Source organism: Rathayibacter sp. VKM Ac-2835 (assembly GCF_013266705.1).
Classification (GTDB): domain Bacteria; phylum Actinomycetota; class Actinomycetes; order Actinomycetales; family Microbacteriaceae; genus Rathayibacter.
The window spans coordinates 105,090-131,718 of record NZ_JABSNQ010000005.1; the positions used below are offsets into that span (position 1 = coordinate 105,090).

Here is a 26,629-nt window from a genome sequence, read left to right on the forward strand (position 1 = left end):
TTTCGGTAGCTATTGCAACCCGGCTCGGTTACCGAAATGGGCTTATATCATCTTTGGTACATTCCAGGGGTGGCTAGACGACCGGCGCCGGGACCGACCGACTTTTCGCGACGCGTGGTCCGCGCGGTCGAGACGCTCCGCGATCGTGCACGACTAACCAACACCGAGCTCATCCGTGCTGCAGGCATCTCGGCGAACTACTTCTACATCCGTCTGCGCGGCGAAGCGCCGTTCACCACCAATGACATCGAGAAGCTCGCTGGAGCCTTCGGGGTCGAACCGTACGAAGTGCTGCAGCTCGCGTCTTCTCCGAACCCGGAAGACGGTGGCGGAGAGCTCACTGCTGAGCGCATCGACGGCAGGGAGTTCGCTCGACGACTCCGATTCCTCGCCGAAGGGCCGACGAGTGCGGATGCTCAGATCTTCACGCTCGACACCCTCGTTCAGTCCATCCGCGGTCGTGACATCAGCTTCGAGCCGAAGGACTGGGATGAGCTGCTTGAGCTGGAAGGCTCCACGCGGCTCCCGGTCGATCTGCTCGTCGGTCTCAGCGAGTTCTTCAGCGTCAGCTACGAGTACCTGACCGCAAGGCGTGAAGACGAAGCCAGCGAGCTCATCGAAGCGGAGATCCGCTTCCACCGGGCGCTACTGGCTACCGGAGCCACCTCGATCAGTGCTCGAGCGCTGGGGGGCATGAACGCGAAGCAGCTCGCCGCCGTGACCAAGGCGATTCTGTCGATCGAGCGAACTCCGAAGGAGGGCACTACCGAATGAGCACCACCCAGAGCAACGAAGCCCTGTGGTTCGAACACGCCGACGTCGCCGCACGCACGACGCAGACGTTCGAAAAGAACCGGTTTCAGGACGATCAGACCCTGGATGCCCTCCTCAAGCATGTCTCTGACCTGCACGGCAAACCGATCCACGTCGATGCCATCGACGACGATGACTGGCAGACGCTCACAGCTCTCTGGGTCGATTTTCCCGACGAGGCCCAGATTCTCTACCGCTCGACCGATACCCGGCTCTACCAGATGCACTGCATCCTGCACGAACTCGCTCATATCGCCCTCCGCCACCCCGGCTGCAACGTCCTTGGGGACGACTCTTCCGTCGCCTCCTATCGGGGGACGAACGGAGTCGTGCGCGGCCGGCTCCTAGAAGCAGGCGGCTTGGAGGACCTCGAGAACGTTGATGGGGACCGGCGCATCCTCGAAGGCGAAGCAGAGCACCTCGCCCATCTTCTTTCCCGCTCACTCCTGCGTCCTCGTTTCCGGGAGGACGAGGAGGTCTTCGGGTAGATGCAGGCTCTAGCCCTGATCGCTCTTGTGGTCCTCGCCGTCGTCTTCGTCGCCCGGATCCCAGCTGCTGTCTCCCAGCCCTCGAGCCGGTTGTCCTGGCTCGCGAGCGGAGTCGGCTCCCTCGCGCTCCTCACCCGAGTCCACCCCGGATTGGACCGGTTTCTCGGTGGTGAGAACTACATCAACCTCGCCCAGAACGTCCTGGCGACCACCGCGTTTTGGTTGGTCATGAGAGCAGCCCTCCTTCAATCCCGCAGCACCCCGCGATTCTGGACGAGGAAGCTCATCCTTGCCGCCATGCTCGTGTCCTTCGTCGTGCCGTTCCTGTTCATCACCGACAAGGAACCCACCTCGAAAACTTTCATCACCGAGCACATCTCCCAGACAGGTACCTGGCTTTACGCCAGCATCTACATGACGGCGATCCTCGCGATCTCGACGATGCTCCTGCTCGGTCTCCGTCGCAGAAAAGCGCGCTCCTACGGCTTCTTCGTCGCAGGCAGCAGCCTCGTCATCCTCGCCTGCATCGACGAGATCATCGTCTTGTCCCTCGACCACTTCGAGGTCACCGACCTCGGTTTCCGCGTCCTCCTGCGGAACGCGTTCGACTTCCTGTTTTACTGCGGCGTGATCCTCATCGTCACCGGAATCGCCTCATTCACTCTGCAGAAGGCCATGCGCGAGGCGCGACTCAGTCGGCATGCACGGCGACTTCGCCGCCTCGCCGGCAGACTCGCGGTGATGCCGACTACGAACGGGTCAAGTCGCGCTCGAGACGAATCATCGATCGCGGTCGTGTACGACCTGGTCATCGCGCTACGCGACTTCGAGAACGCTCACCGCGGCCGTCTGACACCAGCCGACGCTCGTCACGTTGCAGCGGCGGAGGCCATCGTGATGGAACAGCTCCCCTCCCCCGCGACCACAAGAGCTTGGACTCGATGAGCGCCCGGCAAGTCGGCGTGAGAGCTGTCGTAGGAGTAGCGGGAGCCGCTGTGACTGCCCTCTCCCTGCTGGCAGGCGTCGGTGTCGTCCTGGGGCGGCGAGTCGTGATGCCCGGGCGCAAGAGGACCGTGCAGGTCCTCTCGGCGACCCCGGACAGCCTCACTCTCCACGCCACGCCCGAAACCCTTCACGACGGCGAGTACGGCTTCTGGTTCGACTCCGATCGGGGCCACGCGCTCGTCGGCCGGATCCTTCATCACGACGCGATCGAGCGGACCGTTCGGCGCGAGGTTCTTCGAGTTACCGGCGGCGATCTCTCTACCGCTCACGAAGGCCGATGGACCGGGCACGTCTTCGCGCGTCCTGAGGACATCGACCCGCGCGTGCGCGAGATCCACGTCGACGCGCCAACAGGCCCATGTCCGGCGTGGCTCTTCCCGTCGACCGGCGGCGAGGGCGAAACAACCTGGGCGATCCACGTGCACGGCATACGCACCACCCGCATCACCGCGCTGCGCTCAGTCCCGGCAGCACGCAAGCTCGGCTACACGTCGCTCGTTCCTTCGTTCCGAGGTGACGGAGATGGGCCACCAACGAAGAACAGGGCGTCGACTCTCGGTCAAACCGAATGGGCTGACGTCGATGCTGCGATCAACTACGCCGTGGAGCACGGAGCGCACAGCATCGTTCTGTTCGGCTGGTCCCTCGGTGGCGGCATCGCACTTCAACTCACCGAGCGGTCTCGACACCGCCAACTCATCACAGCCCTCGTCCTCATCGCGCCCGCCACCGACTGGCGGCAGGTCATTCGGGCTGGAGCGCGCCGCGCTCATCTGCCATCGGTGGTGGGTGCGCTTGGGACGTTCGCGCTCTCCACTCGCCCCCTCAGCACCCTCGTAGGACTTCCCGGGCCCATCGATTTCGATGCCCTGGACTGGACCCGAGGACCAAGACTCACCGTTCCGACCCTCCTCATCCACTCAGTCGGAGATCGGGAGGTGCCTGCCTCGTTGTCACGGGTCTTCGTGAGCGTGAACATCGAGCGGAGCGCGCTAGCCCTGCTCCCGCCCGCTGCGCATGCCTGGGAGTACAACGTCGCGCCGGACGCATTCGACGCCTCGGTTCGTGAGTGGCTGCAGAGTCCTGGCTGACCCTCTGGAGGGTGTACCTGAGTCGGTACGGGAGCGGCACCTATTTTGGTAGGGTGCCGACATGGTTGTTCGATGGGAGTCTCATGCCTCGGCGGGTGGGGGCCGTCACGGCGTGACTTGGACTGACGCCCCTGTCCCTCGGCAGCAATCGCGCTTAATCCCGGGATTGATCCGCCCTACGCGCGGCGTGGCGCGCACAATCCCGGGGTTAAATCACCACTCTGGACGCATGGCTCCGATCAAGCAGAAGCGACGCGCGCGCAACGGCGCCGTCACCGTGCCCGTCGAGTTTCAGATGCCTCACGTGCTGAAGGACGACGTCGACGGCGCCGCCAAGGCCTCAGGCGTCTCCCGCTCGCTGTACTTCGAGCTTCTGGCAGATCAGCTCCGCGACTCCACCGGGCGCCTGCCCGTGCTGGCACCGACGTTCGATATCGACCAGGAGGCGCACATCTCCGCCGCTTAAACGAAGGAGGCCCGCCGAAGCGGGCCTCACCAAGTTTCGTAGCTCGTACCCCGACACCGACCAAAGCAACGGGTCCGAGCTAATCAAGTCACCACCCTCACGGGAGGCTTCTCTATGCCCGAAAGATTACACGACGGGCTGAGAGATTCAATGATGGATCTTTCGGCGCGCCGTAGCAGCTCGTCGACGCTCGGCGGCGACGCATGGGCCCTGACGCGTCGGCTGAGCCCGCGCGGCACTGTCCGGACGATGCGCGGCGACGCCTACGGGCGCTTGGACGAGAACGCGTATCCCACGGCGTTCCTGATCTCTTCAGTCGCCCCGAGCACTCCCTGGGCCGTCTACCTTGCGGACGACGCCGGAGCGTTCCGGCTGCTCTGCTTCGACTTCGACGGCAAGGACTCCCAGGGCGTCGACGCGGACCTCATGGAGCAGGCTGCGGACGACTGTGACGCTCTCTCCGCCGTTCTGGACGCGCACCAGGTCGCTCATCTCGTGTGCCAGTCCTCCGGGACTGGCGGCCGGCACCTGTGGATCGCACTCGCCGAGGGTGCTTCGGCCGAGTTGGTGGCTCGGCTGGCGATCGCCGCTCGCGCGAACTTCCGCACGCTGGATCACGGGATGCTCTGCAACCCCCGCACCGGCGCCGCTCGACCTCCCCTGTCCCCGCACCGCGACGGCAGCTTCTCGAGCGTTCTGCGCGGTCGCGCGGAGGAGCTGCTGGATGCGACCGTCACCGCGGCCGCCATCGAGGCCGTGACCGCTGCGCTGCAAGCCTCCCGCCCGCCGCGCGCCATCGACGCTGCTCCCCCGGCCGTCCCGACCACCACGCATCGGGCACACCGCCAGCTCAGCGCTGCCGGCGCCGGACACATGGCGGCCGCTGGTGGCGGTGCGAATCCGTCGTGGACGGCGTTCATGTGTCTGCTTTCCGCGGCGCACGCCGGCTGGTCCTTGACCGACGTCGAGCACGCCGCTCGGACCGCTCCCGGGATGGAGCACTTCCGGACCAAGAACACCGGTCGCGGCCACCGCCGTCCGCGCTCGCGCGACGAAGCGGCGGAGCGCCTGACGCGGCAGTGGGAGAAGGCGCTCCAGTACGCGGCGCTGCACGCTGTTCTCCCGTCCGAGCGCGAGCCGGGCGACCTGGTGGAGCTGGAGAGTCTCGTCGGCTCCGTCAGCGCTCTCCTCGAGCGGTTCCGGGTGAGCCCGGGCCGGTGGGGTCGGACCGAGCGGGCGACGTCGGAGAAGACGATCCTCACCGCTCTGGCCTACCTGACCCTGCACACCGGCAAGCGCACCGTGGCCGCGTCCATCCGTGACCTCGCCCTCCTCGCGGGCCTGGGGCGCACGACCGCGGCCAGCGCCCTGCGGACGTTGCGCGAGGACGGCTACGTGCAGCTCGCCGTCCGCGCTGACGGCTCGAACGCCAGCGAATGGCGACTGTCCGAGCACCTTTCCACAGGCTCACTGCAAGGTCCGGTCACAACCACTAATAACCCCCGCCCCCCCGGGCCGATCTTCACCGAACGAACCGTGCTCCTCACCATGCTCGAAGCGGACCTCACCGACACCCGGCACGACCTCTTCACCCGCGCCGGCCTGGGACACCTCGCAGGCAAGGCCTACGCGCTGCTGCGCCGCGAAGGGACCCTTCCCCTCGACGCCGCCGCCACGTTGCTCGGAGTCACCAGCCGTACCGCCGCCACCGCCCTCTCCCGCCTGCGCACACACCGGCTGATCATCAAGCACACGACCGGGTGGACCCGCGCCAAGCGCGACCTGCGCACCGCCGCAGCTCGAACCCTCGGCGTTGACGGAGCCCTCGCAGATCGAGCCCACCGTTACGACGTCGAGCGCGAAGTTTGGGCCTGGTGGCAAGCCGAGCTGACCCACCGCTCCTCCTCCCCCAGGCAACGCCCTCGACGCCGACACGTCACGAGCCGACCCCTGTTCGAGGACACCACACCAGGTGAGCGCGTCTGGCCGCTCTACCCCCGCGACGCCGCCGGCCGCGGTGATCACCGCGAAGCACTGCACTGGGGACGCACCGGCATGCTCGCCCCCGGATCACTCTGGTGGTCCTCCACCGCTGCCTAGCCCCGACGCTGACCCTCGAGGTCGACGCGGATTCCCGACGAGCTCGACGCGCCCGAGACGGCTCCGCCGACCGGCCGAACGACTGGCGCACACGAGCGCTGTCGGACCCTCCGACCTACACTCAATTTGCATCGAACATATGTTCGAATGAATTGGGAGGCACCGACATGACTGTGACGATCGTGGATCGGATCTCGACTCCGATGCTGGACGCCGTGGCGATCGCGTTCCTCGTCGCCGGCGACGCGGTAGCCGCCGGGTTCCCCTCCCCCGCGCAGGACTACTTCGACGGCTCCCTCGACCTCAACGACCACCTCATCCGCGACAAGACGTCGACCTTCATCGTCCGCGTCTCCGGGGAGAGCATGATCGACGCCGGCATCAGCGACGGCGATGAACTGGTGGTTGATCGCTCCCTCTCCCCCAAGCACGGCAACGTCGTCGTCGCGATCCTCGACGGCGAACTCACCGTCAAGCGCCTCGAACTCTCCCCCGGCGGCGTCATCCTGCGCGCTGAGAACTCCGAGTACCCGCCGATCCTCGTCCCCGAGCTCAGCGACCTCCAGATCTGGGGCGTCGTCACCGTCTGCCTCCATCACCTCCACCGTGCGCTCTGAACAGCGCAAGCGTCATCCTCACCAACCTCTCCCCCAAGAACTCCCACGCCTTCCTCGACGTCTTCGACACCGCCTTCGACACCAAGGGCCTCGGCGCGACCATCGATGCCGTGACCAAGCGCCACGGCCGCTCCGCTGTCGGCCTCGGACTCGCCGGGATCCGCAAGGGACCCGTCTGGACGATGAAGCGCGGCGTGCTTTCCCCACGCTCCACAACCCACTGGGGCGAACTGGCGACGGCGTTCGCGCACTGACCGCAGCTGCCGGCGCACGGAAACCTGAACCAGATTGCGGTGTGAGTCCAAACTTCGGAAGGTTCAGAACTACGAAGTCTGTAACTCTGTTCACGCTTCTCGTGCCGTTATCTGTAAGTTACAGAATGACGAAGTCAGTAAATTACAGAATCACGAACTCTGTAAGTCACATTGCAGGGGGAGCCCAGTGCGTCTGCGGAGACGGAGGAGGACAGATCTACAGAGTTACAGACCTTGTAGTTCTGTAGATTGAGGCTTAGCTGCCGGCCGAAGCTGTTGGTAGCGGCAGTGGGGGTTCCGCGTGGCACCTGGACCTGATGGAACGAACCGGTTCAAGCGTCGGAAGAGACTTGCTGCGTGAGCATCGGTCGATGTGCCAGCCCTGCTCGGAGGGTGACCGGGTGCAACTTGGGTCGTCGGCGTAGCGGTCGACCGTGCACTTCGTAAGTTACAGACTTCCGAAGTTAGAGATCTTCAGCCGAACTTTGGTAGTCTGTAATTACCGAAGTGATAGGAGCATCCATGCGCATCGTGTCCCTGGCGAATCAGAAGGGCGGGGTCGGGAAAACGACGAGTCTGATGAACCTTGCGGCCGTCGCTGCCAAGAACGCGCGAGTGCTCGTGGTCGACGTCGACCCCCAACAGTCGACCACCATGTGGGCGGCTCGGGCGGGGGAGCGGCTGCCCTTCGACTTCGCGGAGAACACCGACCCCAACACGCTCACACGCCTGCGGGAGCTGCCGTACGACGTGGTCTTCGTAGATACACCAGGAAACCTGACTGATACGGCGATCCTCGGTGCCGTTCTCGACGTCTCCGACTTCGCGATCGTGCCGATGGTTCCAGAAGCGCTTGCTGTCGATCCGACGCGCAACACGATCAGCAAGCTCATCGAGCCGCGAGATGTTCCGTACCGAGTCCTGCTCGGCAAGGTGGACATGCGTGTACCGAACCTCCTCGAAGACTGGGTCAATCTCGTGGATGTAAGCCTCAAGCTCCCTCGCTTCAAGCAGCACATCCGACAGTACAAATCGATCAGCGATTCGCCGCTCACCGGAGACGTTGTGACGCAGTACCCCGACACCAGGCAAACCGCCAATGCGATCTACGACTACAACGCAGTCGCCCTGGAGCTCACCTCCATCTGGGCGCACTCGACCACGAGGAGCTCCTAATGGCCCGCCAGGACCTCAGTGCAATGCTGTCTACGCCGCCTCAGGCGGATCTGTCTCTCACTCCCCCCGAAGCATCCCCAGAGGTGGTGAAGCCTCTTCAGCCGTCGAAGTCGCCGGGAGTGGAAGACGACGCCTCTGCAACTCGACAGGACCCAGCTGAGGGAGCCGGCTACCGGTCCTTCGCCAGGAAAGAAGCGAAGATCCGAGACGACCAGTACACCGCACTGACTGCGCACGCACGTCGACTCACGCGAACCAGGCCTGCTGGGACCGAGCGAATCACGGAGAACACCCTCATCCGAGTAGCGATCGATCTTCTTCTCGAGAGAAGTGACCAGATCGCGGGCGGGTCGGAGGCCGAGATTCGGAAGTCTGTTGGTCTGTAAGTAACAGACTTGAGGGGGGCAGACGTCCATGGCCGCCATCCTTGAGCACGCCATCCGCTCAGGCATTTTCACTGGCCGTGACGGTCTTTCGATAGAATGGTCTATAGGAGGTGGTTGCGATGGCGATCGCTCAGATGCCCGATGGGGACACCGTTCGTCGGCTGCGCAGCCGTCAGGTCGTGACGAGAGTGTCGTACCTGCGGGAGCTGCGCCGGGCCGCGCAGGACACCACGCAGAGGCAGCTCGCGCGTCTGATCGGCATCTCTCAGCCCTCCGTGAACAGTGCCTTGAAGTCCGCGGCCGCCGTGCCGGACGTGCGCCCCGGCTTCTCCGGCGCTACCACGTACGAAATCGCCCAGCGTTACGACGCCGGTGAGCTGACGCGCGAGCAGACCATCGACGAGCTCGGCCGCTGGTCCTACCGGCCCGGATCGCCTAGCGACGGCTTCGACTGGACGACCGCGGACGCGGGGGAGTTTGAGGACGTCGAGCGCGCCTTCAGCGAGCACCTGATCGACGCGGAGATGTACGACGAGATCCTGACCCGCTACAGCGAGCAAGGTCGGTGACGGGCGAAGACGCGTCAGCGATCGCCGCGCACCGCGAGACGGTGCGCGAGTGGGCTCGGGCGGGCGGCCCGCTGAGCCCTGCCAGTGAGCGGGCGACGGTCAACAACCGAAACTGGTTCGTCCGCGGCCCTGACGGCGTGAACCGGCCGCGCGCTGCGCGCCGGCAGCTGCACGACCGCCTGGTCGCCTCCTACCGCGACGAGTTCCCCGACGTCCGTGCGGAGCGGAAGGCGATCATCCTCGCCGGCCCGCCCGGGGCCGGGAAGTCGACCGTCCTCGCGGACGTACTCGGCGCCGAACGCGGCGCATGGATCACTGTCGACGCGGACGAGTTCAAGCGTGCCCTGCTCACCGAGGCAATCAAGGACGGCAGCTACGACCACGCGATCATGCCGCCCGAGGTCCGCGCTGCCGAGGCGGCGGGGGAGCGGTTCTTCCCGCTCGAGCTGGCCTCCCTCGTGCACGAGGAGTCCTCGCAGCTCGCGATCCGCGTCCGCAACGAAGCGGTGCGGGACGGGCTGAACGTCGTGATCGACACCGTGCTCTCCTCGCCCGAGAAGGCCGTCGAGCTGGGGCAGCGACTCGGATCTGTCGGCTACAGCGTCGAGGTCATCGACGTGGAGGTCCCGTTCGAGCTGTCGGAGTCGCGGATCGCCGGCCGCTGGCAGCAGTCCTACGAACGCGCCCTCGACGGCGCCGACGAGCTCGGCGGTCGATGGGTGCCCAGCGAGTACGCCCGCGGCGTCTACGCCGGCCCAGACGGCCGCTCCCTCCCCGAAGTCGCCGCCGAGCAGCTGGCCGACACCGGACCGACAGTCATGCGCTACCGCCGCTACAGCACCCCCGCTGAGGGACAGCTGCGCACGCTCGACGTCGACAAGTCGCGCATCGCGTTCGGAGAACCCCTGATCGACACGGCCCTCGCGCAAGCACGAGCGACCGTCACCCGCAGCTTCCCCACGACGCCGGCGCAGGCGCCGGACCGCGGCGACCGAAGCCGCTAGACCCACCGCCGGCGGCGCACGTCAGCAGCTCGCGCTCTTCCGCTACCCGTTCCGGGGGCCGCTAGACGCGGTACCGGCGAAGCCGGGGGATGGAGGCCGCTGCGCGGCCCGTTCTTGCGCGTTTTCTTCACCTCTCCGCGGTTTCAACCTATTTCGCTCCATCGGCTGCGTGCCACCGATCCCGAACGCGGTCGCTGCGCTCCCTCACATCGCTCGTGATCGGCGTCACTCCGCCGCCTCCACTCAAACGGTCTTCCCCGCCGGAGAGGCAAAGAAAAACGATCAGCCAGAGGGAGACACACCATGAGCCAGCAGCGCGGCACCCGTACCGAGGTCATCAAGAGCGAGTACCACGGACCCGGAGCGGACGGGATCAGCCGGACCGCCCGTCAGGTGGTCATCGTCGGCGCCGGTGGCCGTGACCCGGTGACCGAGCAGACCCCGGCCGTGCACCTGGTCACCCGCGAGGGCCGCGCGGGGCTTCCCGGGGTGACGCTGCAGCACTTCGAGCCCGTGGAGGCGCTGCCCTCGGATCGCGTCGGCTACATGGCCTCCGGGGCCTACGTCGTCGTTCCGGTCGACGTCGCGCGAGCGCTCGACCTGTTCCCGGCCGCGTACGCGCTGCACGACCGCAGCGAGACGCCCGCCGACTACCGCGCCAACGACTGACCCCCCCCGAGACGAGAAGGAGACAGAGAATGCTCACCATCACCCACACCCCCGAAGCCGGAACAATCATCGAGGGCACCAGCCGCGGGGACGGCACCGCCGAGATCCTGAAGGCGTCCGGCTGGCGCTGGGGCCGCTCCATCGGCGCCTGGTACGTCCCGCAGTCCCGGGACCGCCTCCCGAAGTGGTGGACCATCAACCGCGCCGCGACCGCCCTGCGCGACGCCGGACACGAGGTCACCATCGAGGCCGAAGAGACGTTCCGCTCGACCGCCGAGGCGGAGGCGGCGACCCTCGAGCGTCAGGCCGCCCGGGTCGACGCGCTCGACGCGAAGGCCGAGCGCCGCGCCGCGGACGCCGATACCGCCGACGCGGCCGCGCGCCGAGCGTTCGACCGGCTCCCGGAGGGTGGCGAGCCGATCAAGATCGGCCACCACTCCGAGACGCGGCACCGCAACGCGATCGAGAAGGCCCACAACGCGATGGGCCGCAGCGTCGAGGCCGACCGCGAGGCCACCCGCGCCCGCGCCCGCGCCGACGTCGCCGCCGGGACCACCGAATCCCGCTACGCGCCGGGAATGGTTGCCCGCCGCATCGACCGGCTCGATACCGACATTCGCGGCTGCACGCGGAAGATCGAGGGCAGCTCGCACAACTTCGGCGGCGGCTACATCGAGACGACCGCCCCCGCGACCGGCGCCTACCGGGAGCGGCTGCTCACCCAGCGCGCGCAGCTCGAAGACCAGCGCGACTACTGGAGCGCCGTCCGCGACGCGCAAGCCGCCGCCGGACAGGTCACGATCCACAGCCGCGACACGATCGCCAAGGGCGACATGATCAAGCACCGCTTCGGCTGGCACGTCGTCACCCGCGTGAACCCCAAGAGCGTGACCGTCGCGCTCGACTGGAACGACGGAACCCGCCCCTACAAAGTCGCCTACGCCGACGTGCAGGGACACCACACCGCCGCCGAGGTCGAGGCAGCCCGAGCCGCCGCCACCGAGACGGCCGCCGCGAGCTGATCGAGCGAGGGCCGGCCTGCGGGCCGGCCCGTGAGGGGCGGGCCCCTCACGCTCCCCGGGGATCCCGTTCCGGGAGGCGCGAGCTGCGCTCGTGCAGCGGCGACGGAGCACCGCCTAGAGGTCGCCCGGCTGCGCCGGCCGCCGTTGGTCGCCCTACGGGCTCACACCCTTTTTTGCCGTGAAGCCTTCGGCGGCTCCCTCCGCTTCGCTGCGGTCGTAGCTACCTACGGGCTCCGTTCAAGTGGCTGCGCCACCGGCTCCTCCGAGACTTTCGGCACGCGGTCGCTGCGCTCCCTCACATCGCGCCGAAACTCTCTCCACCGCCGCCCTGCGGGTTGCACTGCGCCCTCCGGTTGCTAAGGCGGAGAACCGCCTTCACGGCAAAAAAACGATGAGGAAGAGGAAGAACATGCAGCAGATCACCACCGTCAGCACCTTCGTCCCGGCCGCGAACGAGGACGGGATGCAGAGCCAGTTGCGCCGGATCGCCGAGCGCGACGTCGACCTCTCAGGTCTGGCACGCAACGGGTGGGCGCTGGCACACACCGCCACGATCCCCGGCCCCGAGGGCGTCATGTTCGTGGACACCCTCACCCGCACCGAATCCTGACCCGCACCACCACGAGGAGCAAACGCCATGTCCGACACCATCACCACCAGCCCCGCGGCCGAGGAGCCGACCCTCTGGGGCGCGGTGGCCGAGTTCGCGTCCGTGTTCTCCCACGGGGACACCGCCGACGAGCTGGCCGTGCGACTCAGCTGCGCCGAGGTCGACGCGCTGGCCGGACTCCTGCGAGCATTCGGACGAGACGAGGCCGCGGACCTGTGGATCGCGGAGCACGCGAGCGACGACGACGAGGGCGACGCCCACACCCCGGAAGGAACCCACCGATGAGCGAGCAGCAGCAGACCACGCCCGACCCGGCGGCGACCTACCAGACGGCCGTCGCGGCCTTCGCGGCCACGCTCTCCGACCCGGCCGTCACGGAAGCGATCGCCCCGACGCTGCCGTGCTGGCGCGCGACGGGCATCATCGACCTCCTCACCCAGGCCGGACACACCGACTCCGCCGAGAAGTGGGCCGAGCTGCACGCCTGGTCCCCGGTCAACGACGAGCACGACCCGCACCGCGGCGACCGCTGGGACGACTGATGCTCACCGTCTACTCGAAGCCGTCATGCGTGCAGTGCACCATGACCTACCGGGTGCTCGAGAAGAAGGGCATCGAGTACACCACCGTCGACATCACCACCAACCCCGCAGCGCTCGCGTACGTCACGGAGGAGCTGGGCTACTCCGCCGCCCCCGTGGTCGTCGCAAGCGACCAGGACCACTGGTCGGGGTTCCGCCCCGACCTCATCGAGAAGCACGCCGCATGACCGGCCCGAACGTCACCGGCGACGACTACCGGGCCGGGTACCTCGCCGGACAGGCCGACCGGCAAGGCGAAGTCGACTGGCTGGAGAACGAGGCCGACCGGCTCTACCGTCTCGCCTACGGCGACGAGCGCCGCGTCCCCGCCCTCATCGTCACGCGCGCCGAGCTCGAACAGCGCAGAGCGCTGTCCGAGCCGCCCGTGGAAGTCACCCGCCGCGACGCTCTGGCGTCCTGGGGCATCGAGACACCCCCTACCGACACCCCGGCGGACGCGGCCGCGAACGAGAACCCGTCAACGTCGACGGGACCCACCAACCGCACGAGCAGGAGACGACAGATGAGCACCAGGACCATCACCGGCAACCTCGCCGCCGACCCCGAGGCCGTGCAGGCGGGCCGCGTGCAGATCGTGAAGCTGCGCGTCATCGAGAACACCGGCGAATACCGCGCGGGGGAGTGGACCCCGCACGACGCCCCGACCACGCACTACGTGGAAGCGAAATTCGAGCTGGGCGAGCATGTGCTCGCCTCCCTCCACAAGGGAGACGCGGTGATCGTCGTCGGCTACGAGCGCACCGTCGCCTGGGGTGAAGGCGAGAACCGCCGCACCGGCCGCGTCCTCGAAGCCGACGCCATCGGCCCCAACCTCACCCGCGCGACCGCCGTCGTCACCACAACCACCCAGCGCGTAGCCCGCCGCAGCGCCGCCCCTGCGGCTGAGTAAGTTGGTCGGCATGTGGGACGAGATCGCTCTGCTGCTGGCCGTGACGGGTGCCGCGCTCGTCGTCGCCGGTGTCGTGCCGCTTTATCGCGACTCCGAGCTCCACTCCTCGCAGGTGTCCGAGGTCGCGGTCGACAAGCGCACCCGGGCCCGCGGCACTCTCCTGGCGGCCGTTGTTCTCTTCTCCGCAGCGGCCGTCGCCCTCCTCGCCGGGACGGCCTGAGCCCCTACTCGGACGACATGATCCCCGGGATCGCAGCGCGCACGTTCATGATCGCCGCACCCTGCGCTGAGACAACCCGCTAGACCGTGCGGGCGGGCGTCACCGGCACGTGAGGGGCGATCCCCTCACACTCCCCCTGAAGAGGCAGCTCAGGGGAGCGGGCCGTGTTCTTTCCGCCCGCTGGTCAGCGCCAGTGGGCGAGTTCGCTTGCCATCAGTAGTCGCGCACGGGCGAGGAGCCCGCGCACGGCAGCCGGGGTCAGGTCGAGGTCGAGAGCGATCTCGTCGTAGCTGAGCTCGTGCAGCTGCCGCAGCTCCCAGCATCGACGCTGCAGCGCCGGCATCTTCTCGAGCACCCGCCGTACGTCCGCCGCGAGAGCGGCGCATCGGCCGGCGACTTCGGGGTCGTCCTTCTCGAGCGCCGGCAGTTCCTCATCCAGGTCCGTCCGGCGCGCGGACACGGGTGCGCGGAGGCGGTCAATGCTGCGCCGGCGGGTCGTGGTCGCCAACCAGCCGGTGATCGTGTCCCCGTCGATCACGTTGTCAATGTGCGTCCATGCGGCAAGGAACGTCTCCTGCACCACGTCATCGACGTCGGCTGAGCTTCCGAGGGTTCGCGCTGCGATCGCTCGCAGCAGACGCGAGTAGCGGTTCACGATCGCCGCGAACGCGCGGTCATCGCCCGATGCGGCGCGAATGACGAGGACCCGATCCGAGTCCATCGGCAACGCGGGCAGGGTCGCGTGAGCAAGCAGTTCGGCGGGAGCGGCGGCTCGCGTCTGGGGTCGTGCGGTGGTGAGCATGCGGGCTCCGGTCGTCGAAAAGTATGTGTCTGCATACTTCGTAACAGGAGCGACTACCGATGGGCCAGCCCTTGACCCCAGTACAGGGGCTTAGAGAAACGACAGATCTGGCTCTAATCGGCAATTGTCGTTTTCTGCGCAGGATCCCGTTCCGGGGCGCGAGCTGTACTCGCGCAGCGGTGACGGAGCGCCGCCAATGGGAGGCCGCGATGCGGCCCGTTCCACCCGTTTTCTTCACCTCTCCGCGGTTTCAACCTATTTCGCTCCAGCGGCTCCGTGCCACCGATAGCGGACGCGCCCTGCGGGCTTATCTCGCCCGCTATCGGCGTCACTGCGCCGCCTCCACTCAAACGGTTTTCCCCGCCGGAGAGGCAAAGAAAAACGATCAGCCAGAGGGAGCACCCACACCATGCAGACCGCCACTGACTCGCAGACCACCGCGAAGACCTACCTCACGCTCGCGAACACCCGCGCGGTCGATATCCGCGTCGTGGGCACCGATCCCAAGACGACGCCCTCGGTGCACGTCACCCGCCGCAAGTCCGGGGTCTGGGAGGCGTGGCACTCCGACCAGCTGCACGGCATCACCAGCGGCTCGTTCCGCCACTGCGTCGCCCACGCACGCCGCGCAGCGATCCGCCGCGTCGCCCCGTTCCTGAACCGCTGAGAGGACCACACCATGACCCGCACCGACACCGGCCGCGCCACGGCCGAACAGCTCGCCCTCATCCTCGACACCCGCCGCGCCGAGTCCGACGACGACGCGACCGCCCCGGACGCCGTGATCATCGCGCACATCCGCAACACGCTCACCCTTCCCGGCGAAGGAGCCCCGGGCGGATTCCCCGTCACCGACGACGGCACCGCCTACGCCGCCGCGCTGATCGCGTTCCTCACCCCCGCCGACAAGCAGGACGCGGACGCGGCCCTGGCCGCTTTCCTCACCCCCACCCCGGAGACGCGGGACGAGCGTGCGGCACGCATCGAGCTGAACCGGCGCGCGGATGAGGGGTGGCAGGCGCTCTCCCCGGCGGAGCAGGCCGCGCAGATCGCGGCCGTCGAGCGGGCGGAGAACCCCAGCGGGCCGTGCGACTGCGCCAACTGCTCCGAAGCCGCCGACCGGTAGCCGCGCGGTGCGGGCCGGCCTTCCGGGCCGGCCCGTGAGGGGCGACCCCCTCACACTCCCCGGTCTTCCCCATTCCGGGGGCGCGAGCTGCACTCGCGCAGCGGCGACGGAACACCGCCGGCGGGAGCCGCTACGCGGCCGGATTACCCGTTTTCTTCACCTCTCCGCGGTTTCAATCTATCTCGCTCCGTCGGCTGCGTGCCGTCTCTCTCGGACGCGCCCTTCGGGCTTATTTCGTCCGAGAGAGCCGTCACTCCGCCGACTCCACTCAATTGATTTCATCCCGCCGGAGAGGCAAAGAAAAACGATCAGGAAGACGACAAAAGCCCCGTAGTTGGTCTAGAACCACGGGACTCGTCACTTTCATGGTCGCACACCGATTGAGGAGAAACCATCGTGACTATCACCACCGGAACCGGGACCGTTGAGCACATCGACCCGACCACCCTCGTGATCGAGGCGAACGTGCGCACCAGCGCCCCGCTGACGAAAGACTTCATCGCGTCGATCCGCGAGAACGGCGTCATCACCCCGGTCCTCGCCCGCCGCGACGAGCACGGCAACGTCATCGTCCGCGCCGGACAGCGCCGCACCCTCGCCGCCCGCGAGGCCGGAGTGCCCACGATCCCGGTCTACGTCGTGGAGGGCGACGAGACGACCGCGGACCGGATTGTGCAGCAGATCATCGAGAACGACCAGCGCGCCGAACTCTCGGTCGCGGACCGCACCGCCGCGTGGGCGCAGCTCGCGTTCGAGGGCGTGTCCGCCGCAGCGATCGCCAAGCGCACCGGAACCAAGACCGACGCGGTGAAGAAGGGCCTTGCGGTCGCGGAGTCCGCGACCGTCACGTCCGTGCTGCACGAGCACGAGCTGACCCTGGACCAGGCGGCGGTGCTGTTGGAGTTCGAGGACGACGCCGACGCCCGCGCGTCGCTGATCGAGGTCGCGACCCACGACCCCGCGCAGTTCGAGCACACCGCGGAGAGCCTGCGGGAGGAGGCCAAGGAGCGGGCGCTGCTCGCGAAGGTCGAGCAGGAGCAGACCGCGAACGGCTTCCAGCTGCTCACCCGCTCCGACGCCTACGGCGAGGGCACCGCGTGGGTCGCCCTCCGCAAGCTCCGCACCGCGGACGATGCGCCGGTCACCGCCGAGCACATCACCTCCGTGCCGGTGCGCGGCGCGCTCATCGACACCAGGTGGAACGGCGAAATCGACGTCACCTACTTCGTGCAGGAGCCCACGGGGGCCGGATTCACCTACGCCTACCGCGGCGACGTCCCCGCCGCGGCCCTCACCCCGGAGGAGGCGGAGGAGGAGCGCGTCGAGAAGTCTGCGGAGCGCAAGGTGCTCATCGCCAACAACAAGGCATGGAACGCGGCCGAGACGGTCCGCCGCGAATGGATCGCCACGTTCCTCAGCCGCAAGACCCTCCCGAAGGACGCGGATCGGATCATCGCTCTGGGCCTCACCGCGCACCGCTTCGCGGTGTCCTCGGGGATGAGCAACGGCAACGCCCTCGCGCACACCCTCCTCGGCATCCCCCAGCCCTCCGGCTACCACGCCGACGCGCTTGCCCCGCTGGTCAAGGCGAACCCCGCGAAGGCCCGCCTGGTCGCGCTGGCCATCGTCCTCGCAGGCCAGGAGGCGAACACGAGCAAAGAGTCCTGGCGCCGCGGCGACGAGCGCGCTGCCGCTCACTTCCGCCAGCTCGCCGCCTGGGGCTACGCGCTCTCCCCGGTCGAGCAGGTCGTCACGGGAGACACCACCCCGGCTGAGGCTGCCGGGCTGAGCTAGCCGCCGCCTCGTGGACCGGTCCAGTGCGGGCCGGTCCACGAGGGGGGACGCTTCCCCCCCCTCGACCCCCCCCACCTGAACCGGCGCCAGCCGAACCGGATCCGCCGGCACTCGGGAGCTCACGCGGTCAGAACTGCTCGAGCGGACGCTGCGCGGCCGCGTACTCCGCCGCGACGCGGCGGGCGCCGGCGCGCAGAGCACGCCCCTGTTTCCCGCTGCGCTCCGATCGCTGCGCGCTCGTTCTTCTGCCGAAGCACCTGCGGCACCGTACGGGCGCTACGTGGAGCGCAAGTCGGCTGCGCCGACCGCTCCCTCCGAAATTTTCCGCACGCGGGAGCTGAGCTCCCTCCCATCGCGCGGAAATTCTCTCCCCCCGCGCCCTGCGGGTTGCCGCACCACTTCACGCCCTGATCGGCGACACGTCGCCGCTTCGGCAGAAAAACGAGAGAGGAAAACCCATGACCACCACACCCACCACCCCAGCCCCCGCCGACGTCGACGTGTGGGGACACACTCCGGCGCTGCGCGCCGCCGAGGAAGCCGTCAACGCTGCCGCCGAGTCCGGTGAGATCCGGGACCTGCACGCCGCCGTCCGGGCGCTGCTCACCGCGGCCGCCCGCTACGCCTGGCCCACCGCCACCTGCCTCGTGTTCAAGCGCGAAGCCGAAGGCACGTTCTCCGGCTTCTGGGCGCTCTACCGCGTCACCGACGCCGGGCACCGGGTGCTGCGCGAGTGGGAGAACGAGCCCGACGAGATGAGCGACGAGTCCGAGGAGGAGCGCGTCGCGCTCGACCTCATCACCAACCGCCCCGAACCCCAGGCCTACGCCGACACCTTCGGCCCGCTCAGCGAGGGCGCCGCGATCGGCTACCACTTCTACATGCTCTGACCGCGTGTGTGGGCCGGCCCGAAACGGGCCGGCTCACGAGGGGGAGAACCCCCTCGACCCCCCTCGACTCATTCACTCTTATGAGTCAATGAGTGAATGAGTAAAAGAAGCAATGAAGCAGGGTTAGGCTCCGGAGCGAGAGCGCGGCTTGCGCTTCTTCCCTGCTCGGATGTTGCGGTTCTCGATCACCCCGACGACCGCGAGGCCGGTCGCGACGGTGACGAGGAGGACCCATCCGACGACGTTGAACCACTGTCCGGTGAACGCGGCGTAGGTCTGCTCGCCGGCGATCGCGAAGAGCATCAATGACAGCCCGAACCAGACCATGCCGTTGCTGATCAGCGCAGCTCGAGCCAGGGGAGTCCGGGGAGTGGTCATGGCGTCACTGTGGCACCGCCGACTGGGACTGCCCCCTACACGGTGTCCGTCTTACGCTGATTCTGCAGCGTCGAGCGCGGCCGCATGTCGTGCTCCGCTGTCGCGGACCCCACTATTCGCCCCGGACGGCCGAGAGACCGCGGGCCGTCTCCGGCGCGAGTGCGATTCACTGCCCCGCCGGAGCCGGCTACCGGCGCCGTTGCGCCCGCAGCAGCGCTGGGAACCAGCGCATCACGCTCTCCGGCAGCGTCTCGCGCGTCACGATTCAAGTACCCAGTAGCCACCAGGCCAAACGGCTGATCATAAGATGTCGTGGAACAGCGCCCGCGGCTCTACCCAGCCCTGCAGAGGTCGTGCAAGGAGGGGGCCCGCTCGACCACTGTGAGGTGGTCAGAACGGCTTTCCGTATGAGAGACGCGCTCAGCGGTGAAGACGCGGTTTGTACGTCTTCCCCGCTCGAATGTTCCGATTCTCGATCACACCGATGACCGCCAGGCTTGCGGCCACGGAGACGATCAGCACCCAGCCGAGCATGTTGAACCACTGACCGGTGAATGCCGCGCCGGTCTGCTCGCCGGCGATCGCGAAGAGCATCAGCGACAGCCCGAACCAGAACATGCCGTTGGAGATCAGCGCTGCACGCTCGACCTTGGCCCGGGGTTTCGTCATCAGCTCACCTTTCCATCAGGATCCGAGGCTGTCCACAGAGCATACGAACGGTTGAAACGCGGATGGTGAGAGCCGCGGAGACTACCTGTCGTGTGGTACCCGCGCTGAGGCGGGTCAAGAGCTCACTTCACCGGATCGAGGGGACCGGTCGGGTCGAGCTGGACGGGCACGAGCGCGATACGCCCGTTCTCCAGTTCGACGGTCATCGCACGATGACCGTCGACGACGACGGTCTGCCCTTTCGTGACGCTGCCAGCGTCGAAGAGGGATTGCACGATGGGCGCACTGCGCTCGGCCGAGTCCTGCAACCTCAAGGGCTGGCTGCTCTCGTCAGAGCTGGAAGGCACGTCGATGCGCAGGACACGCCGGCACCTCTCGAGGAGTGCGCCGAGGTGACGGCGCAGCGTGCGCGGTCGGAGGGCTCTGTGACGCCGGGTCATGTGTTCAGAGGAGAGGGCCGTCGGTGTCGCGGGTGCGCTGGGTGAGCCGTTCGCCGCTCGCCGGGTCGACGGCGGAGCGCGTGGTGGTCGTGCTCTGGCGGCGATGGAAGGTGAAGGCGAGTCCGAGGGTGAAGATGATCAGCCCCGCGCCCATCAGGATGTAGCCGATCATGTGCAGGTCGACGATGCTCGTCTCGATGTTCACGGCGAACGCGAGAACGGCGCCGATGACGAACAGAACGATGCCTGATCCGATGCTCATGAGAGTTCCTTCCAAGAGTGGTCGTTCGAGATGGTGCCGCCTGGCTGACGCACTCAGACCTTTTCACTGCGGCGAGGGGGCCGCTGCCGACAGGGAGGGCATGATCCGGAAGCAGTCGTCGTAGTCGTGGTCGGTAGCCGTCCTCCCGCAGTCCTCGCTCGACGAGGGCGCCCATCTGTGGGTCGTCCTTGACGACGAGGATCCGGTACATCAGACCGCGCCGGAAGTCCCGAGCAGCGATCCGATCAGGAAGGTGGCCGCGAGGGCCAGAGCGCCGCCGACGACGATTCGGATCATCGGGCGCAGCGCTGGGCTGCCGCCGACCCGTGCGCTGATGTACCCGGTCGCGGCGAGGGCGATCAGTACCACGACGAAGGTCACCGGGACCCTCAGCTCCGGCGGAGGGAGCAGGATCGCGAGCAGCGGCAGCACGGCGCCGAGGAAGAACGCCAGCGCTGAGGCGCCGGCGGCGGCGAGCGGGCTGGCGACCGCTTCCTCGTTCAAACCTAGTTCCGCTTCCAGATGCGCTGTCAGCGCGTCGTTGTCGGTCAGCTCGCGGGCGACCTGGTGCGCTGTCTCCGGGGTCAGGCCACGCACCTGGTACAGCCAGGCGAGTTCTTCGAGCTCCCCGGCGGGATCCTCGGCCAGCTCGACGCGCTCCTTCGCGATCAGCGCACGCTGACTGTCGCTCTGGCTGCTCACCGACACGTACTCGCCGAGCGCCATCGAGATCGCCCCGCCGACGACCCCGGCGACACCCGCCGTGAGGATCGGTGCCGTTGCGGTCGTCGCGCCGGCGACGCCCACGACGAGAGCGGCGACCGAGACGATGCCGTCGTTCGCGCCGAGCACTCCGGCCCGTAGCCAGTTCAGTCGCCCCGAGATCGCGCTGTCGTGCGGCTCCGCGCGGGGAGAGGGAGGCGGAGGTGTAGACGCGGAGGACATGGGGTCATGCAAGCACCGCCGCACTTCAATCGCTAGCCAGGACAGGCTGCCCATCTCGCGCCCCGCGACCTGCGTGTGTTCGGAGGGGTGTGGCCCTCGTTGGCGAGCGGGCTCGACAAAATACCCCCGGGGGTATAATTTGTTCGTGAGTTCCTACTGAAAGGGGAAGTGATGCTGCTCGAACGCTTCTACGACGACGACCTCGCCCAGGCGAGCTACCTCATCGGCTGCCAGGCCACCGGAGACGCGGTGGTCGTGGACCCGCGACGGGACATCCAGGTTTATCTCGACACCGCCGCCCGCAACGGCATGCGCATCGTCGCGGTGACCGAGACCCACATCCACGCCGACTACCTCTCCGGCACGCGTGAGCTCGCCCGCGCCACCGACGCCGAGATCTTCGTGTCGGGGGAGGGCGGCGTCGACTGGCAGTACGGCTTCGACGCGACCCGGCTGCACGACGGCGACGTCATCCCCGTCGGCAACCTCCGCCTGCAGGCCCGGCACACCCCCGGCCACACTCCGGAGCACCTCGTGTTCCTCGTCACCGACGGCGCCCTGACCCAGGATCCCGGCTACCTGCTCTCCGGCGACTTCGTGTTCGTCGGTGACCTCGGCCGCCCCGATCTGCTGGATGAAGCAGCGGGCGGTCAGGACACGCGGTTCCAGGGCGCGCAGGACCTCTTCGACAGCCTCAAGCGCGTCCTCCTCACCCTTCCCGACCATGTGCAGATCCACCCCGCGCACGGCTCGGGCAGCGCCTGCGGCAAAGCGCTCGGCGCGATCGCATCGACCACCGTCGGCTACGAACGCCTCTACACCTGGTGGGGCCCCTACCTCGCGGCGGATGACCGGGACGGGTTCGTCCGCGAGCTGCTCGACGGGCAGCCCGACGCGCACGCCTACTTCGCCCGCATGAAGCGCGAGAACCGCGACGGCCCGGCCGTGCTCGGACCCCTGCCCGAACTCGCGGCGGTGACGTCCGAGGATGCCGCCGAGCTTCTCCGCGACGACGACGTGGTCCTGGTGGACACCCGCCCCCCGGCCGACGTGCGCGCCGGCTCGGTACCCGGTGCCCTGGCGATCCCCGCGACCGGGAAGACCGCCGCGTGGGGTGCCTGGGCGGTGGACTCGGAGCAGGAGAAGCGGCCCCTTCTTCTCCTGGTCGATGGGCCGGAGCAGGCCGATCACGTGCGCGATCACCTGATCCGCGTCGGAATCGACTCCTACGCCGGCTACCTCACCACCCTCGACGGGCTCGAGACACGCCCCTCCACCACCATCGCCCCCGACAAGGTCGCGGACATCGAGGACGCCTTCGTGCTCGACGTGCGCGAAGCGAGCGAGTACGCCGCCGGCCACGTCCCCGGAGCCACGCGGATCGGCGCGGGACGGGTGCTGTGGGAGACCGACCGGCTCCCGAAGGACCGCACGATCATCAGCTACTGCCAGAGCGGCGCCCGCAACATCATCGCCAGCCAGGCGCTGCGCCGAGCCGGGTTCCCCGTCATCGAGATCGAGGGCAGCTACCTCGGCTACTCCCGCACTCAGCAGACCGCCGACGCACCCACCGCCTGACGCACCCTCCTCGCGGCTGCCCGCCCGCCGCGCCTGACCCCGGCGCGCCCTACTTACGCGCCGGAACTCGGGCGCGGCGGGCGGACACCGGCCTGAGCGCGAATTCTCTCTCGCCGAGCCGCCGGGCCCCGCTACCCGGCATCTCACCTGCGCCGGCCACGGCCCAGCTCCTCGCTTCCGACCACCGGCGGCACCCGTTCGCGGTGTCGCCGCGCTCTCGAAAGGGCAACCATGACGACCACTTCTTCCCCTCTCACCGTCGACTCGAGCACCCTCCAGGAGTGGGTCAGCGAGCACGAGGACCTGCTCGTCATCGACGTGCGCTCCGCAGCGGAGTTCGAGTCGCTGCACATCCGTGGCTCCTTCAACGTGCCCCTGCCGCTGCTGTCCGAGCACACCGACCAGCTCGCCGAGCGCCTCGGGAGCCGCGTCGTGCTGGCCTGCCAGTCCGGTGTCCGCGCGGAGCAGGCTCGACAGCGCCTGGCCGCGACCGGCCTCGCCGGCGCCTACGTCCTGGCCGACGGGGTGCCCGGCTACGCCGCCGCCGGCGGCGACGTCGTCCGAGGCGCTGAGCGGTGGGCGATGGACCGCCAGGTCCGCTTCGCCGCAGGCGTCCTCGTGCTGCTGGGCCTGGTCGGCGGACGCGTCATCGGGTCTCCGCTGCGTCTGCTGTCCGGCGCGATCGGGGCCGGTCTGACGTTCTCGGCTGCTGTGAACAGCTGCCCGATGGCCTCCGTCCTCGGACGGCTGCCGTGGAACAAGGCCGCCGTCGAGCCGACAGCGACCGGCGCCATCACCCAGATCCCGGTCCGGAGCGCAGTCTGATGGGTCTTCTCGACCGCTTGTTCCGCCGCTCCTACAACACCGTCTCCGTCGCGCAGGCGAAGGAGCTCGTGCTCTTCGGCGCGACCCTGGTCGACGTGCGCACGGCACAGGAATGGCGCACCGGCCACGCCGCAGGAGCCAAGCACGTCCCACTGGACACGCTGAAGGATTCGAGCGCAGGTATCCGGAAGGACCGTCCCGTGGTGCTCATGTGCCAATCCGGCGTCCGCTCCGCATCCGCGGCCCGCCTTCTCGCCGACCGCGGCTACAGCACCCACTCCCTGCGCGGCGGGATCACCGCCTGGCGCTCTGCCGGCGAACCCCTCCGCTGACCCCTCCCCGCAAGGCATCACCCCGCTCACCACTTGAAGGAGAACCGATGAACGAGATCACCGTCACCGAAGTCGACCGTCGTCGTCCGACGAGCCAGATCCTCGACGTCCGTGAGAACGACGAGGTCGCCACCGGCATGATCCCCGGCGCCCTGCATGTGCCGATGGGACAGCTGGGGCAGCGCCTCTCCGAGCTCTCGCCCACTCGGCCGATCATCGTCGTCTGCCGCAGCGGCCGCCGCAGCGCCGCTGCAGCGGCCGCACTCGCCGGCGCCGGCTTCACCGCCGACACGATGGCCGGCGGGATGGACGCTTGGACCCTCGCCGGCCTCCCCATTACCTGACCTCGGATCGATGACCGTCCACGCCCTCACCACTGACACGTTCGATACCGAGACGACAGCGCACGACGTCGCTCTCATCAGCTATGGGGCGAGATGGTGCGGTCCCTGCCGAGCCTTCGCGCCCGTGTTCGAGAGCCTTTCCGAGCACTACCCGTTGATCCTCTTCGCCACCGTGGACATCGAAGCCGAACCGCTTCTCGCTCGAGCAGCCGGAATCCGGTCCATCCCGACAGTCCTCCTCCTGCGCCGCGGCGAGGCGGTGCGCCGCCACTCCGGCGTCCTCGCCGCCGCGGCCCTCGCCGACCTCGCCGAGAGCGCCCTCACCCACCCGACAATCCGGAAGAGCGCATGAGCCTCATCTCCCTCCCTCTCGGCCTCCTCATCGGAGCAGTTCTCGGCCTGGTCGGCGCCGGCGGCTCGATCATCGCCGTCCCCGCCCTCGTCTACGGCGTCGGTCTGTCGACCGATGAGGCCGTCCCCGCGTCTCTGATCGTGGTCGGACTGGCCGCGCTCTCCGCCGTGATCCCTCGACTGCGACGCGCGATCGACTGGCGCACCGCCGCCCTCGTCGGCGCCGCAGGAATCCCTGCCGCGTGGGTCGGCTCCCAGATCAACAAGGTCCTCGACCCGGACGTGCTGATGCTGCTCTTCGCCGCCCTCATGGTCGCTGCCGGCATCCGCATGCTCACCGCCCCACCCACCCGACACGATCACCGGGTCCGCCTCTACGCGCTCCGCGCGATCGGAGTCGGCCTGGTCGTCGGATTCCTCACGGGCCTGCTCGGCATCGGCGGGGGATTCCTCATCACCCCCGCCCTCATCCTCCTTCTCGGCCTGTCCGCCGGCGCCGCGGTCGGCACCTCGCTGGTCATCATCGTGATCAACTCCGTCGCAGGCCTCAGCGCCCACCTCCCTGGCGCCACCCTCGACTGGCCCGTCATCCTCCTGTTCAGCGGCGCCGCAATCGCCGGATCCCTCATCGCCTCCCGCTACGCCTCCCGCCTCCCGGACAGAACCGTCAAGATCGTGTTCGCCGTACTGGTCCTCCTCGTCGCCGTATTCGTCGCGTCCGTCAGCATCGCGGGACTCCTCACCCGCTGACGCTCTCGCAACGAGACGGCCAAGCGATCGAGAATCACCCCTTAGCCTCCACGCCGATACCCCCAGGGGTACTCTGAACCGGAAGCTACCGCGCACCCGCAGCATCAGAGCACTCGACGCGCACCTCGCGCCGCGAAAAGGAAGAACGAGCATGACCGACACCGCTGGCCAACTCCACGACACGGACGCCATCCGGAAGATCGCGAACCGCCTTAAGCGCGCGCAGGGACAGCTCACCGCCGTGATCAGCGCGGTCGAGAACGGCGGCGACTGCCGAGACGTCGTCACCCAGCTCTCCGCCGTCTCCAGCGCTCTGGATCGGGCCGGCTTCGCGATCATCTCCACCGCCATGCGTCAGTGCCTCATCACCGACGACGCGGACTCCGCCGACGACGTCGCGGCTGACGCCCCTCCGCGCAAGCTCACCGTGGAAGAGCTCGAGAAGCTCTTCCTCACCCTCGCCTGACACCCCAGACCAGGCACTTAGTGTCCGGTCATCGTGTTCATGGGGAGCGACGCGCCGCACGTGCGGCTGGACACTCCCGCGGCCACTACTCGACGTCTGGCAAGAGGTGACGGCGTTCCAGGATGTCTCGGGCGAGGACGCTCAGGTCGGGGCGCAGCTGCTGCGCCTTCTACTGGAGGACCCGCGGAGCCTCATAGGGCGCGCGGATGACGCCGGCGGCGGCGCCGACGCCGTCAGGCCACCCTCTAGAAGGGCCACACCGGTCGCACTTCGACGAGCCCGAAACGCGCCATCGGATGCTCAGAGGCAATCGCGACCGCCGCGTCGAGATCATCAGCCTCCACGATGTCGAAACCGGCCAACTGCCCGGAACCCTCGATGGACGGCCCGTCGACGACGAAGCGTTCCCCTCCGCGCACGCGCACGGTTCTGGCGTCCTCGGCTGGTCGCAACCGATCACCGACCACGTACGAGCCGGATGCTTGCAGCGCCTTCACCCACTCGCCGACATCGTCGTGCTCCGCGTCATAGGGCTCCCCGGTGGGGTCATTGCAGATGAACAGCATGTAGCGCATGACTCTCCTTTGAGTTCCTTCGATCCTGACACCGCGACGACGAATCACGTCGGCCCGAGAGGACTCCTCACCCGAGCGCTGAAGGGTGCTCACAATGGCGCCCGCCGGATGCGCCCAGCTG

At 68.1% G+C, this 26,629-nt stretch carries 37 protein-coding genes; 30 read left to right on the top strand and 7 right to left on the bottom strand.

Going from position 1 to position 26,629, the window contains the following annotated elements; genetic code table 11:
* Positions 1–69 precede the first annotated feature (69 nt).
* The 19 genes from HRK28_RS19435 (at position 70) to HRK28_RS19525 (ending at position 13,981) form a co-directional block, all read left to right on the top strand.
* Positions 70–774 carry a helix-turn-helix transcriptional regulator gene (locus HRK28_RS19435; protein WP_173252779.1) on the top strand — a complete coding sequence of 235 codons (705 nt, stop codon included), beginning with the start codon at positions 70–72 and terminating at the stop codon, positions 772–774.
* Positions 771–1,301: a hypothetical protein gene (locus HRK28_RS19440; protein ID WP_173252780.1), complete on the top strand. Its 531-nt coding sequence runs from the start codon at positions 771–773 to the stop codon at positions 1,299–1,301. The genes HRK28_RS19435 and HRK28_RS19440 overlap by 4 nt, the downstream gene beginning before the upstream one ends.
* Positions 1,302–2,246 (top strand): hypothetical protein, encoded by a 945-nt coding sequence (locus HRK28_RS19445; RefSeq protein WP_123734136.1) that lies wholly within the window; start codon positions 1,302–1,304, stop codon positions 2,244–2,246. It abuts the gene before it with no gap.
* A gap of 50 nt (positions 2,247–2,296) precedes the next feature.
* The gene (locus HRK28_RS19450) at positions 2,297–3,397 is read left to right on the top strand and encodes an alpha/beta fold hydrolase (protein ID WP_173252781.1); all 1,101 of its coding nucleotides are present in this window, start codon (positions 2,297–2,299) and stop codon (positions 3,395–3,397) included.
* Positions 3,398–3,626: 229 nt separating this feature from the next.
* Positions 3,627–3,863, top strand: coding sequence for a hypothetical protein (locus HRK28_RS19455; RefSeq protein WP_056045669.1), 237 nt, complete (start codon positions 3,627–3,629; stop codon positions 3,861–3,863).
* A gap of 153 nt (positions 3,864–4,016) precedes the next feature.
* Positions 4,017–5,963 (top strand): hypothetical protein, encoded by a 1,947-nt coding sequence (locus HRK28_RS19460; RefSeq protein WP_173252782.1) that lies wholly within the window; start codon positions 4,017–4,019, stop codon positions 5,961–5,963.
* A 167-nt stretch (positions 5,964–6,130) separates the two neighbouring features.
* Positions 6,131–6,580 carry a LexA family transcriptional regulator gene (locus HRK28_RS19465; RefSeq protein ID WP_254305052.1) on the top strand — a complete coding sequence of 150 codons (450 nt, stop codon included), beginning with the start codon at positions 6,131–6,133 and terminating at the stop codon, positions 6,578–6,580.
* 101 nt (positions 6,581–6,681) lie between these two features.
* Positions 6,682–6,834: a DUF4113 domain-containing protein gene (locus HRK28_RS20930; RefSeq protein ID WP_320529222.1), complete on the top strand. Its 153-nt coding sequence runs from the start codon at positions 6,682–6,684 to the stop codon at positions 6,832–6,834.
* A gap of 522 nt (positions 6,835–7,356) precedes the next feature.
* Positions 7,357–8,010, top strand: a complete 654-nt coding sequence (locus HRK28_RS19475; protein ID WP_056045660.1) for a ParA family protein — start codon at positions 7,357–7,359, stop codon at positions 8,008–8,010.
* Positions 8,011–8,515: 505 nt separating this feature from the next.
* Positions 8,516–8,965: a winged helix-turn-helix domain-containing protein gene (locus tag HRK28_RS19480; RefSeq protein WP_173252784.1), complete on the top strand. Its 450-nt coding sequence runs from the start codon at positions 8,516–8,518 to the stop codon at positions 8,963–8,965.
* The gene (locus HRK28_RS19485; protein ID WP_173252785.1) at positions 8,962–9,969 is read left to right on the top strand and encodes a zeta toxin family protein; all 1,008 of its coding nucleotides are present in this window, start codon (positions 8,962–8,964) and stop codon (positions 9,967–9,969) included. The genes HRK28_RS19480 and HRK28_RS19485 overlap by 4 nt, the downstream gene beginning before the upstream one ends.
* A gap of 303 nt (positions 9,970–10,272) precedes the next feature.
* The gene (locus HRK28_RS19490) at positions 10,273–10,638 is read left to right on the top strand and encodes a hypothetical protein (RefSeq protein WP_173252786.1); all 366 of its coding nucleotides are present in this window, start codon (positions 10,273–10,275) and stop codon (positions 10,636–10,638) included.
* 29 nt (positions 10,639–10,667) lie between these two features.
* Positions 10,668–11,660, top strand: coding sequence for a DUF3560 domain-containing protein (locus tag HRK28_RS19495; RefSeq protein ID WP_173252787.1), 993 nt, complete (start codon positions 10,668–10,670; stop codon positions 11,658–11,660).
* A 409-nt stretch (positions 11,661–12,069) separates the two neighbouring features.
* On the top strand, positions 12,070–12,270 hold the full coding sequence (locus tag HRK28_RS19500; RefSeq protein WP_104273023.1) for a hypothetical protein: 201 nt from the start codon (positions 12,070–12,072) through the stop codon (positions 12,268–12,270).
* 27 nt (positions 12,271–12,297) lie between these two features.
* Positions 12,298–12,555 (top strand): hypothetical protein, encoded by a 258-nt coding sequence (locus tag HRK28_RS19505; protein ID WP_056045777.1) that lies wholly within the window; start codon positions 12,298–12,300, stop codon positions 12,553–12,555.
* Positions 12,552–12,812 (top strand): hypothetical protein, encoded by a 261-nt coding sequence (locus HRK28_RS19510; protein ID WP_173252788.1) that lies wholly within the window; start codon positions 12,552–12,554, stop codon positions 12,810–12,812. The genes HRK28_RS19505 and HRK28_RS19510 overlap by 4 nt, the downstream gene beginning before the upstream one ends.
* Positions 12,809–13,039, top strand: a complete 231-nt coding sequence (nrdH, locus tag HRK28_RS19515; protein ID WP_056045893.1) for a glutaredoxin-like protein NrdH — start codon at positions 12,809–12,811, stop codon at positions 13,037–13,039. The genes HRK28_RS19510 and nrdH overlap by 4 nt, the downstream gene beginning before the upstream one ends.
* Positions 13,036–13,761, top strand: a complete 726-nt coding sequence (locus tag HRK28_RS19520) for a single-stranded DNA-binding protein (RefSeq protein ID WP_173252789.1) — start codon at positions 13,036–13,038, stop codon at positions 13,759–13,761. Before nrdH ends, HRK28_RS19520 begins: the two co-directional genes overlap by 4 nt.
* Before the next feature lie 10 nt (positions 13,762–13,771).
* Positions 13,772–13,981: a hypothetical protein gene (locus HRK28_RS19525; protein ID WP_173252790.1), complete on the top strand. Its 210-nt coding sequence runs from the start codon at positions 13,772–13,774 to the stop codon at positions 13,979–13,981.
* Between the two features lie 184 nt (positions 13,982–14,165).
* Here HRK28_RS19525 and HRK28_RS19530 read toward each other — a convergent pair whose 3' ends face one another.
* Positions 14,166–14,783: an RNA polymerase sigma factor gene (locus tag HRK28_RS19530; protein ID WP_173252791.1), complete on the bottom strand. Its 618-nt coding sequence runs from the start codon at positions 14,781–14,783 to the stop codon at positions 14,166–14,168.
* A 409-nt stretch (positions 14,784–15,192) separates the two neighbouring features.
* Between HRK28_RS19530 and HRK28_RS19535 the strand changes: the two genes are divergently transcribed.
* From HRK28_RS19535 to HRK28_RS19550, 4 genes are all read left to right on the top strand, one after another.
* Entirely contained in the window at positions 15,193–15,450 is a 258-nt protein-coding gene (locus HRK28_RS19535) for a hypothetical protein (RefSeq protein ID WP_173252792.1), read from the top strand.
* A 12-nt stretch (positions 15,451–15,462) separates the two neighbouring features.
* On the top strand, positions 15,463–15,909 hold the full coding sequence (locus HRK28_RS19540) for a hypothetical protein (RefSeq protein ID WP_173252793.1): 447 nt from the start codon (positions 15,463–15,465) through the stop codon (positions 15,907–15,909).
* A 396-nt stretch (positions 15,910–16,305) separates the two neighbouring features.
* Positions 16,306–17,703 carry a ParB/RepB/Spo0J family partition protein gene (locus tag HRK28_RS19545; RefSeq protein ID WP_173252794.1) on the top strand — a complete coding sequence of 466 codons (1,398 nt, stop codon included), beginning with the start codon at positions 16,306–16,308 and terminating at the stop codon, positions 17,701–17,703.
* Positions 17,704–18,161: 458 nt separating this feature from the next.
* A complete protein-coding gene (locus HRK28_RS19550; protein ID WP_173252795.1) occupies positions 18,162–18,593 on the top strand; it encodes a hypothetical protein in 432 nt (143 codons plus the stop codon).
* A 123-nt stretch (positions 18,594–18,716) separates the two neighbouring features.
* Here HRK28_RS19550 and HRK28_RS19555 read toward each other — a convergent pair whose 3' ends face one another.
* The 5 genes from HRK28_RS19555 to HRK28_RS19575 form a co-directional block, all read right to left on the bottom strand.
* The gene (locus tag HRK28_RS19555; protein ID WP_173252796.1) at positions 18,717–18,971 is read right to left on the bottom strand and encodes a hypothetical protein; all 255 of its coding nucleotides are present in this window, start codon (positions 18,969–18,971) and stop codon (positions 18,717–18,719) included.
* A 420-nt stretch (positions 18,972–19,391) separates the two neighbouring features.
* Positions 19,392–19,640, bottom strand: a complete 249-nt coding sequence (locus HRK28_RS19560) for a hypothetical protein (RefSeq protein WP_173252797.1) — start codon at positions 19,638–19,640, stop codon at positions 19,392–19,394.
* Positions 19,641–19,762: 122 nt separating this feature from the next.
* Positions 19,763–20,080 (bottom strand): hypothetical protein, encoded by a 318-nt coding sequence (locus HRK28_RS19840; protein ID WP_217274952.1) that lies wholly within the window; start codon positions 20,078–20,080, stop codon positions 19,763–19,765.
* A 4-nt stretch (positions 20,081–20,084) separates the two neighbouring features.
* Positions 20,085–20,342 carry a DUF6458 family protein gene (locus HRK28_RS19570; protein WP_173252799.1) on the bottom strand — a complete coding sequence of 86 codons (258 nt, stop codon included), beginning with the start codon at positions 20,340–20,342 and terminating at the stop codon, positions 20,085–20,087.
* A gap of 210 nt (positions 20,343–20,552) precedes the next feature.
* Complete coding sequence (locus tag HRK28_RS19575) at positions 20,553–21,287, bottom strand: VIT1/CCC1 transporter family protein (protein ID WP_173252831.1); 735 nt, start codon at positions 21,285–21,287, stop codon at positions 20,553–20,555.
* A gap of 171 nt (positions 21,288–21,458) precedes the next feature.
* On the opposite strand from HRK28_RS19575, the gene HRK28_RS19580 reads away from it, so the two are divergent.
* The 7 genes from HRK28_RS19580 (at position 21,459) to HRK28_RS19610 (ending at position 25,933) form a co-directional block, all read left to right on the top strand.
* On the top strand, positions 21,459–22,865 hold the full coding sequence (locus tag HRK28_RS19580) for a rhodanese-like domain-containing protein (RefSeq protein ID WP_173252800.1): 1,407 nt from the start codon (positions 21,459–21,461) through the stop codon (positions 22,863–22,865).
* A 231-nt stretch (positions 22,866–23,096) separates the two neighbouring features.
* Complete coding sequence (locus HRK28_RS19585) at positions 23,097–23,690, top strand: rhodanese-like domain-containing protein (protein ID WP_173252801.1); 594 nt, start codon at positions 23,097–23,099, stop codon at positions 23,688–23,690.
* On the top strand, positions 23,690–24,022 hold the full coding sequence (locus tag HRK28_RS19590) for a rhodanese-like domain-containing protein (protein ID WP_173252802.1): 333 nt from the start codon (positions 23,690–23,692) through the stop codon (positions 24,020–24,022). Before HRK28_RS19585 ends, HRK28_RS19590 begins: the two co-directional genes overlap by 1 nt.
* A 47-nt stretch (positions 24,023–24,069) precedes the next feature.
* A complete protein-coding gene (locus HRK28_RS19595; RefSeq protein WP_173252803.1) occupies positions 24,070–24,366 on the top strand; it encodes a rhodanese-like domain-containing protein in 297 nt (98 codons plus the stop codon).
* A 10-nt stretch (positions 24,367–24,376) separates the two neighbouring features.
* Positions 24,377–24,718 carry a co-chaperone YbbN gene (locus tag HRK28_RS19600; RefSeq protein ID WP_173252804.1) on the top strand — a complete coding sequence of 114 codons (342 nt, stop codon included), beginning with the start codon at positions 24,377–24,379 and terminating at the stop codon, positions 24,716–24,718.
* Complete coding sequence (locus HRK28_RS19605; RefSeq protein ID WP_173252805.1) at positions 24,715–25,467, top strand: sulfite exporter TauE/SafE family protein; 753 nt, start codon at positions 24,715–24,717, stop codon at positions 25,465–25,467. The genes HRK28_RS19600 and HRK28_RS19605 overlap by 4 nt, the downstream gene beginning before the upstream one ends.
* A gap of 151 nt (positions 25,468–25,618) precedes the next feature.
* Entirely contained in the window at positions 25,619–25,933 is a 315-nt protein-coding gene (locus HRK28_RS19610; protein ID WP_173252806.1) for a metal-sensitive transcriptional regulator, read from the top strand.
* Positions 25,934–26,178: 245 nt separating this feature from the next.
* On the opposite strand, the gene HRK28_RS19615 is transcribed toward HRK28_RS19610, so the two are convergent.
* Positions 26,179–26,508, bottom strand: coding sequence for a YciI family protein (locus HRK28_RS19615; protein ID WP_173252807.1), 330 nt, complete (start codon positions 26,506–26,508; stop codon positions 26,179–26,181).
* Positions 26,509–26,629 lie beyond the last annotated feature (121 nt).